Source organism: Bradyrhizobium sp. MV1.5 (genome assembly GCF_055807615.1).
Genome location: NZ_JBVVPL010000004.1, coordinates 15,131 through 31,814 on the forward strand (window position 1 = coordinate 15,131; position 16,684 = coordinate 31,814).

Genomic DNA, 16,684 nt, shown 5'->3' on the forward strand with positions numbered 1-16,684 from the left:
GGCTGGCCGCCTGATGTCCTAAGCGGACGCTCGCGCGCGCTCCAACAGGCACGCGGCTGCGAGCAGATCGTGAGTTTCGAACCCTTCACTGAACTGCTCGTAGATCGGAGTGAGCAATCGGACGGCCTTCGGCCGGCGCCCGGCCGCTATCCAGCGCGTTGCAAGATCGGTGGCTACGCGCAGCTCAAAGGTCTTCGCCCCTATCGCGCGCGCCTCGTCCAGTGCCTGCTGTAACAGGCTTTCGGCAAGACGCGGCTCACCTTCGGAAAGGAGTACGGACGCCTCGACCCGCTGAAGCTCCGAACGACACCAGCGCTCTCCCTGATCTTCCTGATGGTGAATAGCCCTTGTGATCGCCTTTCGCGCCTCTTCGATCCGCCCCTGTCGCAGATAGGCGCGGCTGAGGACGGCGAGATAGCTGCCGATCCGCATCACGAAGCGACACTCGATCAGCTCCTCGATCGCCGCACGGATGTCCTCCACTGCCGCAAGATCTCCGCGCAAATCGCGCAGGCAGGCCGAGAAATAGCGTTCGACCGGAATCCAGCGCGAGATGCGCTCCCGATCCAGGTTGCGACGCAGCCGCTCCGTGTAATGCTCGAGCGCCGCCAAATTCCCGTTTTCGAGTGAGATCGGAAGCGCGGCGAGCCCTAGCGCATTCGACTGCGACACCCAGTGACCGCCGCGATCCGCAGCTTCGACGGCATCGTTGGCCAGCTTCGCCGCATATTCGGCTTGCCCCTGCATCCAGGCCACGAAAGGCAGATTGAAACGAACGGTGATGAAACGATAAACCTCGTTCGCATCCTTCCGCGAACGGCTTTCGGCCAGCGAATAGGTCGCCGCGAGGCGATCGAGAACCAGGCGGCTCTTGCCCAATTCGCCGGCGAAGGCGTGAGCCCATGCCCAAGCGCGATCGGCTTCGGACGTCGCCGTCAGATCACGGTCCCGATCGGCCAGCGCCGTTGCTTCTTCAAGATGGGTAATCGCACGCGGGATTTGACCGATCTGCAGCAGGTAAAAAGCAAACCCCACCAATGCGCGTTGCTGATACTCGACATCCCCGGCACGCCTTGCGAAGACAATAGCATCGAGCCATGCAAGCGCATTCTCGTTCGAGAGCTTGCGCGCGTAGAACAGACTCCATCCCAGCGCACAGGCGAGCTTTGCACGGAGCAGATCGTCACAAGCAATGGACTTGGCCAAGCTGAGCGCGGTCTCCAACCGTGCCTGCGCCTCCGAAAGAATCGACGTCTCCGACCACAAGGTGATGCCGGCCACCGCCAGCCTGATCGCGAGGGCAGGGTCCCCTTCCTCGCCAAACGCCCATGACAAAGCTGCCCTCAAGTCCGCGATGCGACCAAGGTAGCGGTGCGTCCAATCGGCGGGTTCGCGCCAGTTCCACTCCTCCTCGGACTGTTCGAACAGAGCGAGCACCCGCTGTGCGTGACGGTGCAGAGCATGGCGGGATGCAGCATCAGCCAGCCGGCGCTCCGCTGCATAATGCCGTGTGCTGTCCAGCAGCCGATAGCGAAGGCTGGCTCCTTGCACTTGCGCGTTCAACAACGATTTGGTCACCAGGCCGCCGAGGCCGGTGACGACGTCGACCGGCGTGAGCCCCGCAGCCTCCGCGACAAAAACGGCATCCTCGGCGTCGAACGCGCCACTGAACACCGACAGCAAACCGAACAGTCTGGCTTCCCTCTGTGACAGGAGCTTGAAGCTCCAGTCGATCGTCGCCATCAGGGTTTCATGACGCGGCGTCGCGCCGTCGATACCGGGGGCGCGAAAACCCAGGTTTTGATCGAGAAGCGTCACCAGTTGGCGAGGCGTGAACCTGCCGAGCTGGGCTGCCGCCAATTCAATGGCCAGAGGAAGGCCGTCGAGCGCGTGGCATATCCGGGCGACCGCTTCGCAGTCGTCATCGACGAACTGATAGTCCGACCACTCTGCGGCGGCGCGGACAAACAGCTGCACCCCGGGGAATTTGATGGCCTGATCGATTGTAAGGGCGGAGCCGGGCCTGGGCGAGCCAAGCGAACCGAGCCGCATCAGATGCTCAGCGGGGGTGCCGAGCGGCTCGCGGCTGGTGGCCAGCAGCCTGGAAGACGATGTGTCGGTCATGAACCTGCCGGCAAACATGATGGCGGCAGGCAACACATGTTCGCAATTGTCCAGAACCACCAGCATTTGGCGCGACCTCAGATAATCGAGGACGGCAGTCATGTTGTTGTCCGGATTGCCCCTGACCCCCAAGGCCGTTACCAGCGCAGCGCCGAAGAGCATGGGATCAGCAATTGTCGCGAGATCGACGAAGCACACGCCATCACGGCAGTGGGGTGCGAAGACCTGTGCTGCTGCAATGGCGACCGTCGTCTTGCCGATGCCGCCCGCGCCTGTCAGCGTGACATGCCTATTTCCGATCAACGCCTGGGCAGTATCGGCGATTTCGGCTTCGCGACCAACGATGCCTCGCACCACGGGCGGCCTCGACAAGCTGGCCGGCTCCGCATGCGCAAGTTCGTCCCCGATCTCGCCGATGCTGGCTTGCACATCCGCAATGAACTTGTAACCCCGCCGCGCCACCGTTGCGATGTAGACGGGTTCAACCTGCGTGTCGCCCAGCGAGCGCCTCAAGCTCCACATATTGACCTTGAGATTGCTGTCGTGGAGGAAGGTGCCGGGCCAAGCGGCCTCCATCAGCTCATTCTTGCTGACGAGTTCGCCGCGACGCTGCACCAGCAGCTGTAACAGCTCAAAGGCGCGGCCGCCCATTTTGACCGGGTGGCCATCGAAAAGAAGAAGCTGGCGGCGCGGAACGAGTTGGAATGGCCCAAAGGAAAACGTGAGTTCCTCTCGACGCCGGCCTGTCTGCAATGTCTCCGTGGTAGCCCGCATTCTTCACTGCCAAACGACGCGACAATCCGCTGGAATATCATGCGTCGCAAGGCTGCTGAACACCGCGATTTTGAAAAAGCACGATCGCAGCCAGCATTTTGTCGCAGGATCGGAAGCGTTCCTTCAGCTTCGCTCGGGCCCTGCCGCGAACGACAGATTTACCTGATTTAACCGACCCGCACCGCTCACCGGACTATAGTCGCCGGATCGAAGTTTCGTCCGTCCGAAAGGTATCGCAATGAAACACCTGATCCTGGGAGCACTCCTCTCCATGGCGGCCACCCTTCCTTCGTTCGCGCAGACGCCCGCAAGCAAGCCCGTCTCGATCGTTCTCGTACACGGCGCCTTCGTTGACGGCTCGGGCTGGAAGGCTGTCTACGACATTCTCACCCGCGACGGTTATGAGGTTTTGGTCGTCCAGAACTCGACTGCAACGCTCGACGGTGATGTCGAGACAACGCGGGAGGTCATACGCAAGGCGGGAAAGCCGGTCATTTTGGTAGGCCACTCGTATGGCGGCGCCGTCATCACCGAGGCCGGAAGCGATCCTAAGGTTCGCAAGCTCGTCTATATTGCCGCTTTCGCGCCAGACGTCGGAGAATCCGTCTACGAGCTCGCGACGCGTCCTACTCCGGGCGAGGCTGGAGCACCATTGTTGCCGCCGAGCGGCGGATTTATTCTGGTTGATCCGGCGAAGTTTCCGAATGCGTTTGCGCAGGATGTCGATCCGTCCATCACCGCCTTCATGGCCGCAGCACAAGTTCCGTGGGGACTCAAAGCTGTCGAACACAAGATCGTTGGCGCAGCATGGAAAGACAAACCCGTACACTACATGCTGACAACGCAAGATCACATGATTCCGCCTAGCACACAGCGCTTTATGTCTTCGCGAGCAAAAGCAAAAATTACCGAGCTGTCGAGCAGCCATGCCGCGATGCTCTCCCACCCGCGGGAAGTTGCAGCCTTCGTCGAAAGCGCGGCCGGAGAAGCAGATTGATATCACCGTCACTCTAAACAAGGGCCGGTTTGAATAGGCTTGTTGTCCTTTCTTCAGCGGCCCGCTCTACGGTGCGGGAGCCCCAGCTGCCCAGCGCCAGGTTGGCGGCAATAGGACGACATTTGGGCTTAGTGCCTTCGCAAGACTCAAGGAGAATATCATGACTCAGCACGTCCTGGTTATCGTCAGCAACGCAGCCGTGATCGGTCCGAAAAATCGTAAGACGGGCTTCTTTTTCGCCGAGGTCGCGCATCCGTTCGATGTGCTGGACAAGGCGGGCATTGCCGTTGAGTTCGCCTCTCTAAGGGGCGGATGGACGCCATATGATGCCTACGACGAGAAAGATCTTGCGCAGAAGGCTTTTCTCGAGAGCAAGGCCTTTCGCCGCTTGAATCGCAGTCGTAAACTAGCTGAGGTGGATGCTGCCGATTACGAAGCCATCTTCGTGCCAGGCGGTCTTGGACCGATGGTCGACATTCAGCGTAACCCCGTCGTTCAGAATGCAGTCGTGCGCGCCTGGAGCACTGGGAAGTTTGTAACTGCCGTTTGTCACGGTCCGTGCGCGCTGCTCGGGGTAGACCTGGGCGATGGCAAGCCGTTCGTGCAGGGCAAGAAGCTCACATCGTTCTCGAAGAAGGAAGAGTACGACTACGCGCGCGAAGACGTTCCTTACGAACTTGAAGATGCCTTGCGGGCAGAGGGTGCCGAGTATACGTCCGCAGCAAACTGGCAGCCTCACGTCGTCGTCGACGGACGCCTCATCACTGGCCAGAATCCCGCCTCGGCCGGGCCCATGGCCAAGGAGTTGCTGGCGGCACTCAGAAAATAAAGAACAGGCAGCCGAGCCATCGCCTGGCTGGCCTGAACGCCGCAGTCACCCTGAAAAGGCCTAGTCGATGACAATGCCGTCGAAGATTACTGCCATTTTAGTTGCTCACCCGGGCAAGAGCGTTGAGCTTAGAGAACTGCTTATTGGTCTGGCGCCGCATTGCAGGGCCGAACCCGGCAATCTGCGCTGGGACGTCTGGCGCGACAGTTCGGACGATCATCGTTACGTCCTTGATGAGCTTTACCGGGACGCCGCGGCGGTCGAAGCGCACCGAACCTCGCAGCACTATCAGGCCTACTTGGCCAAGGTTCCCGAACTGGCGGAACGTACGGCAGTCATCGCGAAAGCCGTGGATGTTGGATGATGGGGATCACGCCGCGAATGGCCCAATCGCCATTCGTAATGGCCGTGCGCGTTTACCACACCGACGTTTCCAGGTGGGACTTCGACCAAGGCGCGCGAGCCAGAAACACTAACCGGCCACCCCGCCTCCCAGCGCCTTCCTGATCATCTCGGCGAGCTGGTTGCGGCGGTAGGGTTTTGTCAGGAGCATGACGCCGTCATCGAGCTTGCCGTGGTGGACGATGGCGTTGTCGGTATAGCCGGAGGTGTAGAGCACCTTAAGGCCGGGGCGGATCGTCGCCACCTTGTCGGCGAGCTCGCGCCCGCTCATGCCGCCGGGGATGACGACGTCGGTGAACAGCAGATCGAACGGCTGGCCGGCCTGGATCAGCTCCAGCGCGGCTTTGCTGTCGGGCGCGGCGACGGTCTGGTAGCCGAGGCTCTGGAGCTGCACGGTGACGAAGTTGCGCACCAGCGGATCATCCTCGACCACGAAAATGGTCTCGGCCCCGCCTTCCGCCTGCGGCGTCGTGGTGGGAGCCACTTCGGCCATGCCTTCGCCCGGGGGCAGATAGAGCTTGATCGTGGTGCCGTGGCCTTCCTCACTGTAGATCTTGATGTGGCCGCCGGACTGCTTGACGAAGCCGTAGACCATGGAGAGGCCGAGGCCGCTTCCCTTGCCGACCTCCTTGGTGGTGAAGAACGGCTCGAACGCCTGCTGCTGCACCTCGGCCGGCATGCCGGTGCCGGTGTCGCTGACGGCGAGCATCACGTAAGGGCCGGGCCGCACGTCGGGATTGTTTTGCGCATAGGCCTGGTCGAGCACGACGCGGTGGGCCTCGAGCAGCAGCTTGCCGCCGTTCGGCATGGCGTCGCGGGCGTTGATGGCCATGTTGAGCAGGGCATTGGTGAGGCGGGACGGATCGATGTGCGCGGTCATCTGCCCCTGTTCGAGCACGGTCTCGATCTCGATCTGCTCGCCGAGGGTGGGGCGCAGGAGTTTCGCGATGTCCGCGACCGCGGCGTTGATCTCGACGTTGCGCGGCTGGAGCGGTTGCCTGCGCGCGAAGGCGAGCAGATGCTGGATCAGCTCGGCGCAGCGTTCGGCGGCCTCGTCGATCAGGCGCGCCACGCGCTGGAGGTCGGGCTGCTGCTTCAGGCTTGCCACCAGCGTCTCGGTATTGCCGGAGATCACGGTCAGCATGTTGTTGAAGTCGTGCGCGACGCCGCCGGTGAGCTTGCCGATCGCATCCAGCTTCTGCGACTGGTACAATTGCCGCTCGGTCTCGCGCGAGGTGGTCGCGTCGTGATAGACCAGCACCGCGCCGGAGACGTTGCCTTGCCCGTCCAGCATCGGCCGGCCGCTGATCATGAGATGGCGGGAAGGATTGCCGCTGTGCGGGCGGACGATCATCTCCATATTCTCGAACGGCTCGCCGCGCAGCACGCGTGCCGACGGCAGCTCGTCGGGCTTGAGCGGGGTGACGCCGTCGCCGTGAAGCACGCTGGACATCGCGCGCAGATTGCGCAGGTTCATGCCGGTCCGGTGCAGCAGCATGCGCTCCGCGGCCGGATTGGACAGAAGGACGTTGCCCTCGGCATCGATGACCAACACCGCCTCCGCCATGCTGTGAAAGGTGCTCTGGAGCACGTTGACCGACAGGCGCAGCTCGTCATGCGCGTTGACCAGATGCTCGGTGCGCTCGGCCACCGCGGCCTCGAGCTGCTGATTGGCGGCCGTGGTCTCCAACAGCGTGCTCTTGAGTGCGCCCTCGCTGCGCCGGCTCTCGCGCATCATCATCACGACCAGCAGCAGGATCACCAGCGCGCCGGCGACGTCGATCCCGAGCAGCACGATGCCGGTGCGGCGCGAATCCTGGGAGCGCGCCGCGAGCAATCGTTCTTCCTCTGCGCTCAAATGATCGAAATTGCCCATCACCGTGTCCATCAGGCCACGGCCCTCGCCCTTGCCCTGGACCGCGGCAATGCCGGCCTGATCGTTTCCGGCGCGCAGGCGCATCACTTCGGCGGCGATCTCGATCCGGCGCAGCGCCAGCGGCTCGGTGCCCTCGAGCAGCGCGACATGTTCGGGAGTGTCGCGCACGCTGCGCTTGAGGTCGGCGAGTGCCGGTGCGATCCGGGCGTGCACCGCCTGGAATTCTTCGCTGAAGCTCGGGTTGCGATAGATCTCGTAGCCGCGAGCGGCGCTCTCGGCACTGCGCATCAGCACGCGCAGGTCGGAGATCTTCTTGAGCACCTGGACGGTATGATTGACCCAGGCCGCGTCGGACCGTGACTTGACGTCGAGGCCGATCGAGGCTGCGGTGATGATCAGGAGGATGGCAAGTCCAGCACCGAGAATGACGCGCTGCGTTGGGATCAAGGGGCTTCTTTCTTGTCCTTCGGCTGCGAGCCATCGCCCGGCGCGGCGATGCATTCCCGGATCGTGGTCAGCAGCGCGTCCGGCGTGAACGGCTTGCGCAGGCAGCGGGTGGCGCCGAGTTCCAGCGCCATCCGGAGGAAGTCGGGGGAGGGCGAGGCGGACGACGCGAAGGCGTAGCCGGACATCGCGACCAGCGGAACCGCCGGCGCGCGCTCGTGAAAGATGCGAATGGATTCGAAGCCGCGCATGTGCGGCATGAAGATGTCGACCAGCATCACGTCGAAATTCTGTGTTTCGAGCGCAGCCAAACCCGTTTCTCCGCCGTCAGTCAACGTGACGTCGAAGCCCTGACGTTGGAGGAGGACCTCGATGGTCGCGCCGACCATCGGATCGTCATCAACCACGAGAATGCGCGGCATGACACTTCCCAGTCATCGAAGTCCCCACAGCCAAGTTGATACAGGTGAATCGCGCGTCGGGTCAATTTGGGATTGGATAAGGGTAGATATGCACGGTGCGGTGAATAGAGGTCCACTCGCATCGGTTGCGCGCGGCATCGCCGATGACGAATACGAGGCGAGCGAAACAGGGTGAGGTGCCTGAATGAAAAAGGCGCCGCATCGCTGCGACGCCTTCTTCTTCAAGTGTTGCAGGTCGTACTACGGGCAGGGATGACGCTGGCCGTCATAGCCGAGATAGGTGCCGGACGCCGGATCGTAGGACTTGAAGCGCTGCGCGCAGTACGCCGTGGAGTCGCCGCCGGTATCGGGGACCACGGCCACTGACGGCTCATCGTAATAGCTGTCGCCGTAGTAGTATGGGTCGTCATAGTAGCCGCCGCCGTAATAGGCGTATGAGCCGAGGCCGCCGATCGCAGCACCCGCCGCGACACCGGGCCAGAAGCCGCCACCGTGATGGCGCCAGCCGCCGCCGTGCCAATGACCGCCGCCGCCATTCCAGTGGTGACCCCCGGCTGCTGCGAAGCTTCGTCCGCCGCCGCCGTTGAAGGATGCTCCGCCGCTGGGACGCGCGACTGCACCTGCTGCGAAGTTACCGCCGCCGCCCATGCGTGCGCCGCCACCGCCAAAGTGAGCGCCGCCGCCACCGAAGTGAGCGCCACCGCCGCCACCGATGTGAGCACCGCCGCCGCCGAAGTGGGCACCGCCACCTCCGCCGAAATGCCCACCACCCCCGCCACCGCCATGTCCGGGACCTTGCGCGAAGCTCGGCGTCGCCAACGGGAGAACCAGTGCCACGGCCGCAGCCGCGCTCAACACTCTCAGACTTTTCATGATCAAACTCCTTTTCCCGGAAGCAAACCCCATGAAAGGGCCGTAGTTCCTGGGATCACGGCGGTTTGCGTGCGAGGACAAGCTTTCATGGCCACGCTGTATCCGGCATGAACGGATCGCGTCCGATTTGCGGCAGCGTTCCGTGCCGGGAGACCGCATCTGCAGCAGGGCACCGCCGCCCGCGCCGAACTGGACATTTCGCCGTCCGGATGGCATCACGACCCGACGAAGCAGGGCCCTTGCCGCATGAAACAATTCTTCCTCAAGTTCTTCACCTGGTGGAATGGCCAGACGTTTGGCACCCAACTCTGGACCAAGCGCTATGGCGAGCTGGTCGGCCAGGACGAGCAGGGCAACCTCTATTATCGCACCCGTGGCGGGGTGATCGACCCGACGCTCGGCTTCGAGCGCCGCTGGGTGGTCTATAACGGCTATGCCGAGGCCAGCCGTATCCCGCCGTCCTGGCACGGCTGGATGCACCACACCGTCGACGTGCCGCCGACGCAGGACAATTACCAGCCGCGCGAGTGGGAAAAGCCGCACCAGCCCAATCTCACGGGCACGGCGAACGCCTACCGTCCCTCAGGCTCGACGCTCGCCAGCGGCAAGCGGCCGAAGGCGACCGGCGACTATCAGCCCTGGACGCCCGGCTAGGCTTCCGATCCCCGTCTCAATCCTTGTCGTGGGAGTGGATGCACCCGCATCCGCCTCGCCCTACTGTGGACAACGGGAACAGCGGGGATGATTCCTGCGCGCTGGTTGCGGCCACGCGGGGGATGCGGCTCAATGGTCGCATCTTACGGAGATGGGAGACCATCGCGTTCGGTTCGGGCAACAGTTCGCGACTGTCCCGAAATGCAGCGGTCGCCGACCAGGACTCGATCGGGAGATAGGCCCCCGGTCTGGAAGCTCCGAAATCGCCCGATGAAATGTGCAGCCGCCGTAAGACAGGAAAGGCCGCTCGGGAAACCGGGCGGCCTTTTTCTTTCGTAGAGGGACAACGGGATGTCGCGTGCCCCGGACGCTGCGCAGCACGGAGTGATGCGCTGCAGAGCCGGGGCCCATGCATCAGCACCCGTGTGGCTTCCTGGGTCTCGGCTCTGCGCAGCATCGCTGCGCGCCGCAGCGCGTCCGGGACACGAGAGTGGAGACTAGGTCATCCGCTCGGCTGCGCGCTTCACTGCTTCGAGGCGGCGAGCCTGGTTCGCTGCGCCGCGCTCCCTGAGCAACGCCAGCACTTCCGCCGGCGCGGCATCGGGCGAGCCTGCATTGAATGGCGGGGCCGGATTGTATTCGAGCTGAAGCTGGATCGCCTCCGCGGTAGTGCGATCGACCATGATCGACACCAGGGTCAGCGCGAAATCGATTCCGGCGGTGACGCCGCCGCCGGTGATGCGGTTGCGGTCGATGCAGACGCGCGTCTTGGTCGGCGTCGCGCCGAACTGAGCGAGCATCTCCATCGCGCTCCAATGCGTGGCGGCGCGGTAGCCCTTCAAGAGGCCGGCGGCGCCGAGCGCCAGCGATCCCGTGCAGACCGAGGTGACGTATTTGGCGCCCTCGGCCTGCCGGCGCAGGAAACCGAGCACCTCCTCGTCATTGAGCAGGTCGTTGGTGCCGCCGCCGCCGGGCACGCAGATCACGTCGAGCTGCGGGCAGTCGGCGAATGTCGTCGTCGGCGTCAGCGTCAGCACGGAATCGCTCGGAACCGGCTCGATCCGTTTCCAGATCAAATGCAGTTTTGCGCCCGGCACGGAGGAGAACACCTGCAAGGGACCGGTGAAGTCGAGCTGGGTGACGCGCGGAAACACCAAGAGACCGATCTGGAGCGGGGACGACATGAGAGCCTCCAATTATGAGCTTGACGGACGCAGCCTGTCATGATGCCATTCTGTCCAAAATGGCGTATTTCCCTCGCTTTCGGACATGACCATGATCGGCATCCTGATCTTCCCGGACTTCCAGTTGCTCGATGCGGCCGGCCCGATCTCCGTGTTCGAGATCGCGGCGCGCTGCACGGGCAAGACGACGACCGGGATCCGCGTGCTGGCGGTGAACGCGGGGCCCGTGCGCAGCTCGTCCGGCGTGGAGATGATGGCGCGCGACTTCAAGTCGGCGAATGCGATCACGACGCTGGTCGTGGCGGGAGGCGCGGGCGTGACGGATGCCGCGCGTTGCGAGGTCACGCGCGCCTTCGTGCAGCGGCTGGCGCGGCGCGGCGTGCGGGTCGCGAGCGTCTGCTCGGGCGCCTATGTGCTGGCCGAAGCGGGTCTGCTCGACGGGCGTCGCGCCACCACGCATTGGGGACGCACGCGGGATTTCGTCGCGCGCTATCCCAAGGTGAAGTTCGAGCCGGACCAGATTTTCACCCGCGATGGCAATGTGTGGACCTCGGCAGGCATCACCGCCGGCATCGACCTTGCGCTTGCGATGGTGACGGAGGATCATGGTGAGCAGATCGCGCAGGACACCGCGCGGCAGCTCGTACTGTATCATCGCCGCAGCGGCGGCCAGTCGCAGTTCTCGTCACTTCTGGAATTGAAGACGCCGAACGGCCGCTTCGGTGCGCTGCTGTCCTGGGCGCGCGAGAACCTCGATGCCCGCTTGACGGTGGAAGACCTCGCCGACCGCGCCGGCATGAGTGCGCGGCATTTTGCCCGCGCCTTTGCCGCCGAGACCGGCACGACGCCCTCGAAGGCCATCGAGCGGCTGCGCATCGAGGTTGCGCGCGAGCGCGTGCAGTCCTCGCGCGAGGCGATCGAGCTCGTTGCGGAGACGACCGGCTTCGGCGATCCCGAGCGCATGCGTCGCGCCTTTATCCGCGCCTTCGGCCAGCCGCCGCAGGCGCTGCGGCGCGCGGCAAGGGCCGGGTAGGGAGAATTGATCAATCGGAGAGGCCGCTTTAGCGGGTGAACAGACTTGCATAGTGCGCGGCCTTGCTTCACCCGTTGCAGACGATGTGTACACCACGTGCCGTCGCCGATACCGATGCAAGGAACCCCAATGACTGATCGAGAAAAGATTCTGATTGCCCTTCGCGAAAAACCTCTGAAGATTTTCGAGGTCATGAAGCGCGTGAACATCAAGAATCAGGACGACTGTCAGTCGCTCCTGTTGAAGATGCGTGACGAAGGCGCTGTGAAGTTCGATATTCACAAGGGACATTGGCGCGCCGCGTGACGACATTCGCTCGGTCACCAGCGGTCTCGCGTTGGCAGAGCGAACAAGACTTGCGTCTTGGCAAGACTTGCGTGTCAAGACTTGCGTATTGGTCAGCCCGATGCGGCCTTGCCGCCGGTCGCCGCGGCGCCCGAGGCCTGTGCGCGCGCCGTCAAGCGCCGCGCGATCGGCATCAGCATGTAGGGCGCCAAGTGAATGGGAAACTGCGTCATCGCGAAATAGAGCCAGGTCGTCGGCGGCAGCGCGCCGGCGGTCGCGGCGAGCATCAGTCCCAGATTGCGCTGTGACACCATCAGCCCGAGCGCCAGCGCGCGCTCATAGCCGATGCGGCGAAACAGCAGCGTGGTGACGGCGAGCAGGGTGAAATAGATCGCGAAGGCGAGCGCTGCGAAGCCGAGGGTGGAGACTGGCCGGGCGACGAGATCGCTCGCGACGTCGCCCATGATCGCGGTCGCGAAGACCAGCAGGATGACGATGTTGAAGCCGTCGATCGGCTGCCTGTGGCGCTGGATCGCGGCCGCGCCGCAGACTTGTCGGAGCACGGTGGCGGCCAGCAGCGATGCGGCGAGGATGCCGAGCAGCTTCAGCCCCAGCGCCGGCGGCGAAATGCTGAGCATGCCATCGAGGAACAGGCTCGCGAACAGCGACGCCGTGAACGGCACCAGCGCGGTCGCGCTCACCAGCGTGACCAGCACCAGCGTGGCATCGAGGCCCATCAGCGCAGCGAGCGCCGGCGCGGCCATCATCGGAGACGCTATGCTCTGCAGCATCAATGCCAGGGCAAGGTCGGGCGCGTGCGCCGTGAGCCCGCTGGCGTGGACGACCAGCCCGACGATCACAGGCACGCCGATCATGGTCCAGACGGTCGCGGTCGCGACCAGCGCCGGCCGACGCAGATGGCCTGAGAGCGCGGCCAGATCGACCCGCATGAAGGAGATGCAGAGCAGAACGAAGATCGCCTCGGTGACGTAGGGGCGCAGCAACGCCCCGAGCGGCGGCACCGCGAGCGCGATGAACACGACGGCGGCCACCGCGCGGGTGCCCTGGCCGCCAAGCCATGTCAGCCCGCGCAGGGGGAGGGCGAATATGCTTTGAAGAACCGGCGGCATCGGGATTGGCGTTTCAGCCCAATCCTTTCAGCCACGCGCCGATCTCGCTCACGGCGACATTGGCCTCTCGCAGCAATTTCCCCATCGTGAAGAAGCCGTGGAACTGGCCGGGATCATGCTTGGTGGCCGCGGTCACGCCAGCCTGCTGGAAAGCCTTGGAAACGGCGGCGGCATCGGGATCGAGCACGACGGGCATGGGGGAGCGACCTCTGGGTCTTTTAGTTATGGTTGGAGTTCGTTTTGGGTCGGCGCCGCCTCAGCCGCCGGGAAAGGTGCTCGACTATCCCATCCGGGGGCCGATCTGGCCAGACCGGGCCGGGAAGGGCAGGGATGCCGCCCTTCCCCCGCCGTTTACGCCGGGTATTTGGATTCATAAATTAGATTAGTAGCTTACGTGGATTTGTGTACCAGATTGTACCAGTCATTCGAAGTAGGTAGAAAATACATTGAAGTGCTATTTTAAGGTGAAGGCAGATTGGATTGATGCCAAATTTGTTCTTGATTTGTTCTAAATTCTGTGCGACGTTGCGCGTTCGTGGAACTTGAGCCAACATGCTCGTTATGCGGGCAAGACAGCTTATCGTTCGACCAAAGATTTTGAAGAAGGCGGGAGATTGGAAAACGGGGAAAATGACCCGGACTGCCTTTCCCCTGTCGCGTACACGAAATTTTCAACTCGGCGTGCGATGGACTTGGCGAGTCGATGAACTTGAGATCGATGGAAACGAATGCCGGCTTCTTACAGCATTCGAACCGTCGAAAAGTGGATTCCTCGCTTGGCTGTCGATAAAGCGTGGCGATACGTATACCATGGTGGCTCGGTTGGAGTTTCATGGTCATGAACCTGGGCTCCACTGCCACTCGTCATGTGAGGAGCTTCACAATGTCCAGGTGGGAGTTGTGAAACCCTATCCGACCATTCGGTTGCCTAAGGCGCGGGCTAAACATCGTCGGGATCAATACGAAATTACCGAGGCATCGGCACTTGCTACATCATTCGGGTTCTTCCGCGTGACGACTCCTCCTGACGGCGCAATGCTATGAAACAAGAACTCTGCAAAGCTTTTTGCGACGAACTGTCCGTTCAGAAGGTTCCGGCGGGTCTCGCTGTCACGACTGCCTTCGCCGGCGCCGACGGCGACCACATCGGTTTTTTCGTCATCAAAACAAGTGACGCCAAGTATCGTATCGAAGATGACGGCGTGACCTTGCCTTACTTAGAGGGAAGCGGGCTCGATTTTAGTTCAGGAACAAGAGGCGACGCGCTGAGTGAGTTGCAATCGGAGTATGGCGTCTCGATTGATCATGAAACTAAGGAGTTCTTTGTAGGTAATTTGACGGAGGGGCAAATACCGGCAGCGGCTTTGAAATTTGTCGCATTCTCGTTACGAGTTCGCGACTTCATGCTCATGACGGAATTCCGTGTAGCGACGACGTTTCGCGAGGATGCGGAAAGGTTGCTTCGCGCGGCGGTTAACGGCCGTGCGACGATTGAAGAAAATGTGCCGATTACCCCCAAGTTGACAGACTTCCCTGCAGATTTCGTGGTGCGAGCGCCGGGACGAAAGCCCGTGGGTGTTTTCTTGGGAACCTCTGACAATCGCGTTCTTGAGGCGCTATTCCTACAAATGCGCAACCAGCATGAAATTCATGAGCCGTGTTCGATTGTCGCGCTGGTTGAAAAGCCTAGGACGTTGAGCACGCGAGTCCGACAACAGGCAACAAATAGGCTAGAATTCTTGACAGAATTTCGTGGCGACGAAGTTGCTGCGGTAGAGAGAATTGCTCGTGAAGCCATTGGTCGTGGAACGAGCAGTATACAGTGACGATCGTGTCGTCGCGCGCAATGAGCGAAAGAGGCGTGGCCTCGGCACTACCAATACAAGCGAAATTCGAATTGGCCTTTGGCATGCTTCGGAATGACAGGCAGCATCGTCTCGGGTTGGCCGGATAAGATCATTTTGGCTGGGAGCAATCCCGCTCAGCCACACGAAGGGAGGACTCGTTGGTTCAAAAGCGGGCGGCGCTTGTAATCGGAAATGCGAATTACACTGGGCCAAATACCACCAAGCTGCGAAATCCAGTGAATGATGCTGCGTCAATCGCCCGAAAGCTGAAGAAGTACGGCTTCGAGTTGACGTCGGTCGCTGATGGGACATTCGCAGAGATGCGGGCAGCTCTTGCTAAATTTCAGGCCACGATCGAGGCGGGTGGTGTCGCGCTAGTCTTTTTTGCTGGTCACGGAATCCAAATCGGCGGGGAGAATTTTTTGTTTTCCTGCGATACAGACGCCAGCGGAGAAAATCAGGCGCAATATTCCTCCCTTTCCCTAAATCAGATCATCGATGTGCTTGATCGGTCAAAGGCCGACACAAAGGTCATCATCCTGGATGCCTGCCGTGAAAATCCCTTTGAGAAAGCTTGGCACCGATCCCACGCAACGCGCGGTCTCGCGTCGGTCTTTGCACCAAAAGGGACAATCATTGCATACGCGACATCGCCTGGGCAGGTCGCGCTGGACGGACACTCCGGAAATGGCGTCTATACCGGGGCGTTGCTCCATTACATCGATACTGCGGATTGTCCGATCGAAACGGTATTCAAGCGCGTCAGGAATGCGGTTGCAGCGGAAACCGCTGGGAAACAAATTACCTGGGAGCACACCTCGCTTGCAGGAGACTTTTACTTCAATACGAGCATCGGCAGCTTAGTAACGGCCTATCAGGCGTCGTCGCTGGCTGATGGACTGTTCGTGCTTGACGCTGAAAAATCGTCGCATCAAATCATCCGAGGATTGAAGTCGCATGACTGGTATACACAAAATCCCGCGCTCGAACGCCTCACGCCGAAATTCGCGAACACCATAAACAACGACAATCTCTTCGTGCTAGGGCGCAATATATATCAAGCTGCAAGTGGTGGTGCGAGAGGCTCCAAGGCATTTATAAGCGACTTCGCTGATCAGACCAGTGGCATGAAGCCAGAGAAGATCAGGCCTCTGCTTGATGGGATTCTCTTCGAGATATTCTTCGATTCGAAGGGAGAGCTTCGCGAAAGTATCAAGGGCAATATGTTCGACGAGGTATTTGAACTTCAGAGATTTCATCAGTTCAAAGATAGCTTTGATTTCATAGCCGAAACACTGATTGCGGCGCACGGCAACTTTTACGTAGTCCCAGGCAAAGGACAGACGCTTTCGATCTCGGTTGTAACCGAAAAGGATAAGAAAGGGAGGCGTATCACAGGCGTGTTTATTGACACGGTCAACGTCTTCACTCTGCGTGATGCAGAATATGCTGAGGATGAAGAGGGGCCAGTCCTTACGCGCGGTATGACCCAAGAAGACTTCGAGGCCCAGCTTGCACAGGATCTGGTTGTACCTCTCCGGCTCTTACAAATCCGGTACAGCCCGCCTCTCGAACAAGGAGCCACGTTGCGTTATCCTTACGGGTGGGGCGTGACAAAACAGTAGCCGAATGGCTGGGACCTGGAAGTGGTGAGGGGCAATAGGCGACATATGCGCGCAACACGAGCGTGCTTGCAGATACTCACACGCACAGTGCATGTGTCACGACTTTGGTGGTCTGTAACGCGGCCCGTCGCGTAGTGATGATGCTGCCAATATTCCGTTGTCGACGAGCAGATGAGGACAAAGTG

The 16,684-nt window shown here is 61.5% G+C and carries 13 protein-coding genes and 2 pseudogenes; 8 read left to right on the forward strand and 7 right to left on the reverse strand.

Annotation, left to right across the window (positions count from 1 at the left end; genetic code table 11):
• Positions 1-18: 18 nt before the first annotated feature.
• Positions 19-2,898, reverse strand: coding sequence for an ATP-binding protein (locus AC0L2J_RS05105; RefSeq protein WP_473387601.1), 2,880 nt, complete (start codon positions 2,896-2,898; stop codon positions 19-21).
• Between the two features lie 238 nt (positions 2,899-3,136).
• Here AC0L2J_RS05105 and AC0L2J_RS05110 point away from each other — a divergent pair, with 238 nt between their 5' ends.
• The 3 genes from AC0L2J_RS05110 to AC0L2J_RS05120 all read left to right on the forward strand — a co-directional run bounded on the left by AC0L2J_RS05110 (position 3,137) and on the right by AC0L2J_RS05120 (position 5,088).
• Positions 3,137-3,895, forward strand: a complete 759-nt coding sequence (locus tag AC0L2J_RS05110) for an alpha/beta hydrolase (RefSeq protein WP_473387604.1) — start codon at positions 3,137-3,139, stop codon at positions 3,893-3,895.
• A gap of 160 nt (positions 3,896-4,055) precedes the next feature.
• On the forward strand, positions 4,056-4,724 hold the full coding sequence (locus tag AC0L2J_RS05115) for a type 1 glutamine amidotransferase domain-containing protein (RefSeq protein ID WP_473387607.1): 669 nt from the start codon (positions 4,056-4,058) through the stop codon (positions 4,722-4,724).
• 67 nt (positions 4,725-4,791) lie between these two features.
• Positions 4,792-5,088, forward strand: a complete 297-nt coding sequence (locus AC0L2J_RS05120) for a putative quinol monooxygenase (protein ID WP_473387609.1) — start codon at positions 4,792-4,794, stop codon at positions 5,086-5,088.
• 108 nt (positions 5,089-5,196) lie between these two features.
• On the opposite strand, the gene AC0L2J_RS05125 is transcribed toward AC0L2J_RS05120, so the two are convergent.
• The 3 genes from AC0L2J_RS05125 to AC0L2J_RS05135 form a co-directional block, all read right to left on the reverse strand.
• Complete coding sequence (locus tag AC0L2J_RS05125; RefSeq protein WP_063992569.1) at positions 5,197-7,449, reverse strand: CHASE3 domain-containing protein; 2,253 nt, start codon at positions 7,447-7,449, stop codon at positions 5,197-5,199.
• Positions 7,446-7,868: a response regulator gene (locus tag AC0L2J_RS05130; protein WP_473387612.1), complete on the reverse strand. Its 423-nt coding sequence runs from the start codon at positions 7,866-7,868 to the stop codon at positions 7,446-7,448. The genes AC0L2J_RS05125 and AC0L2J_RS05130 overlap by 4 nt, the downstream gene beginning before the upstream one ends.
• A 240-nt stretch (positions 7,869-8,108) precedes the next feature.
• On the reverse strand, positions 8,109-8,741 hold the full coding sequence (locus AC0L2J_RS05135; protein ID WP_007609709.1) for a BA14K family protein: 633 nt from the start codon (positions 8,739-8,741) through the stop codon (positions 8,109-8,111).
• A gap of 246 nt (positions 8,742-8,987) precedes the next feature.
• On the opposite strand from AC0L2J_RS05135, the gene AC0L2J_RS05140 reads away from it, so the two are divergent.
• Positions 8,988-9,395: an NADH:ubiquinone oxidoreductase subunit NDUFA12 gene (locus AC0L2J_RS05140; RefSeq protein ID WP_007609711.1), complete on the forward strand. Its 408-nt coding sequence runs from the start codon at positions 8,988-8,990 to the stop codon at positions 9,393-9,395.
• 497 nt (positions 9,396-9,892) lie between these two features.
• Here AC0L2J_RS05140 and AC0L2J_RS05145 read toward each other — a convergent pair whose 3' ends face one another.
• Positions 9,893-10,579 carry a DJ-1/PfpI family protein gene (locus tag AC0L2J_RS05145; protein WP_473387613.1) on the reverse strand — a complete coding sequence of 229 codons (687 nt, stop codon included), beginning with the start codon at positions 10,577-10,579 and terminating at the stop codon, positions 9,893-9,895.
• A 91-nt stretch (positions 10,580-10,670) separates the two neighbouring features.
• Between AC0L2J_RS05145 and AC0L2J_RS05150 the strand changes: the two genes are divergently transcribed.
• Together AC0L2J_RS05150 and AC0L2J_RS05155 are read left to right on the forward strand one after the other, a co-directional pair.
• Positions 10,671-11,612 carry a GlxA family transcriptional regulator gene (locus AC0L2J_RS05150; protein WP_473250020.1) on the forward strand — a complete coding sequence of 314 codons (942 nt, stop codon included), beginning with the start codon at positions 10,671-10,673 and terminating at the stop codon, positions 11,610-11,612.
• Positions 11,613-11,741: 129 nt separating this feature from the next.
• Positions 11,742-11,918, forward strand: a complete 177-nt coding sequence (locus tag AC0L2J_RS05155; RefSeq protein ID WP_007609723.1) for a hypothetical protein — start codon at positions 11,742-11,744, stop codon at positions 11,916-11,918.
• A gap of 92 nt (positions 11,919-12,010) precedes the next feature.
• Here the strand turns inward: AC0L2J_RS05155 and AC0L2J_RS05160 are convergent, their stop codons facing one another.
• Complete coding sequence (locus AC0L2J_RS05160) at positions 12,011-13,027, reverse strand: hypothetical protein (protein ID WP_007609725.1); 1,017 nt, start codon at positions 13,025-13,027, stop codon at positions 12,011-12,013.
• A gap of 13 nt (positions 13,028-13,040) precedes the next feature.
• Positions 13,041-13,145 (reverse strand): annotated as a pseudogene (locus AC0L2J_RS05165) (alpha/beta hydrolase); the annotation flags it as partial.
• Between the two features lie 922 nt (positions 13,146-14,067).
• Between AC0L2J_RS05165 and AC0L2J_RS05170 the strand changes: the two are divergent.
• Complete coding sequence (locus tag AC0L2J_RS05170; RefSeq protein ID WP_473387615.1) at positions 14,068-14,853, forward strand: DUF1828 domain-containing protein; 786 nt, start codon at positions 14,068-14,070, stop codon at positions 14,851-14,853.
• Positions 14,854-15,023: 170 nt separating this feature from the next.
• Positions 15,024-16,499 (forward strand): annotated as a pseudogene (locus tag AC0L2J_RS05175) (caspase family protein); the annotation flags it as partial.
• Positions 16,500-16,684: the final 185 nt, after the last annotated feature.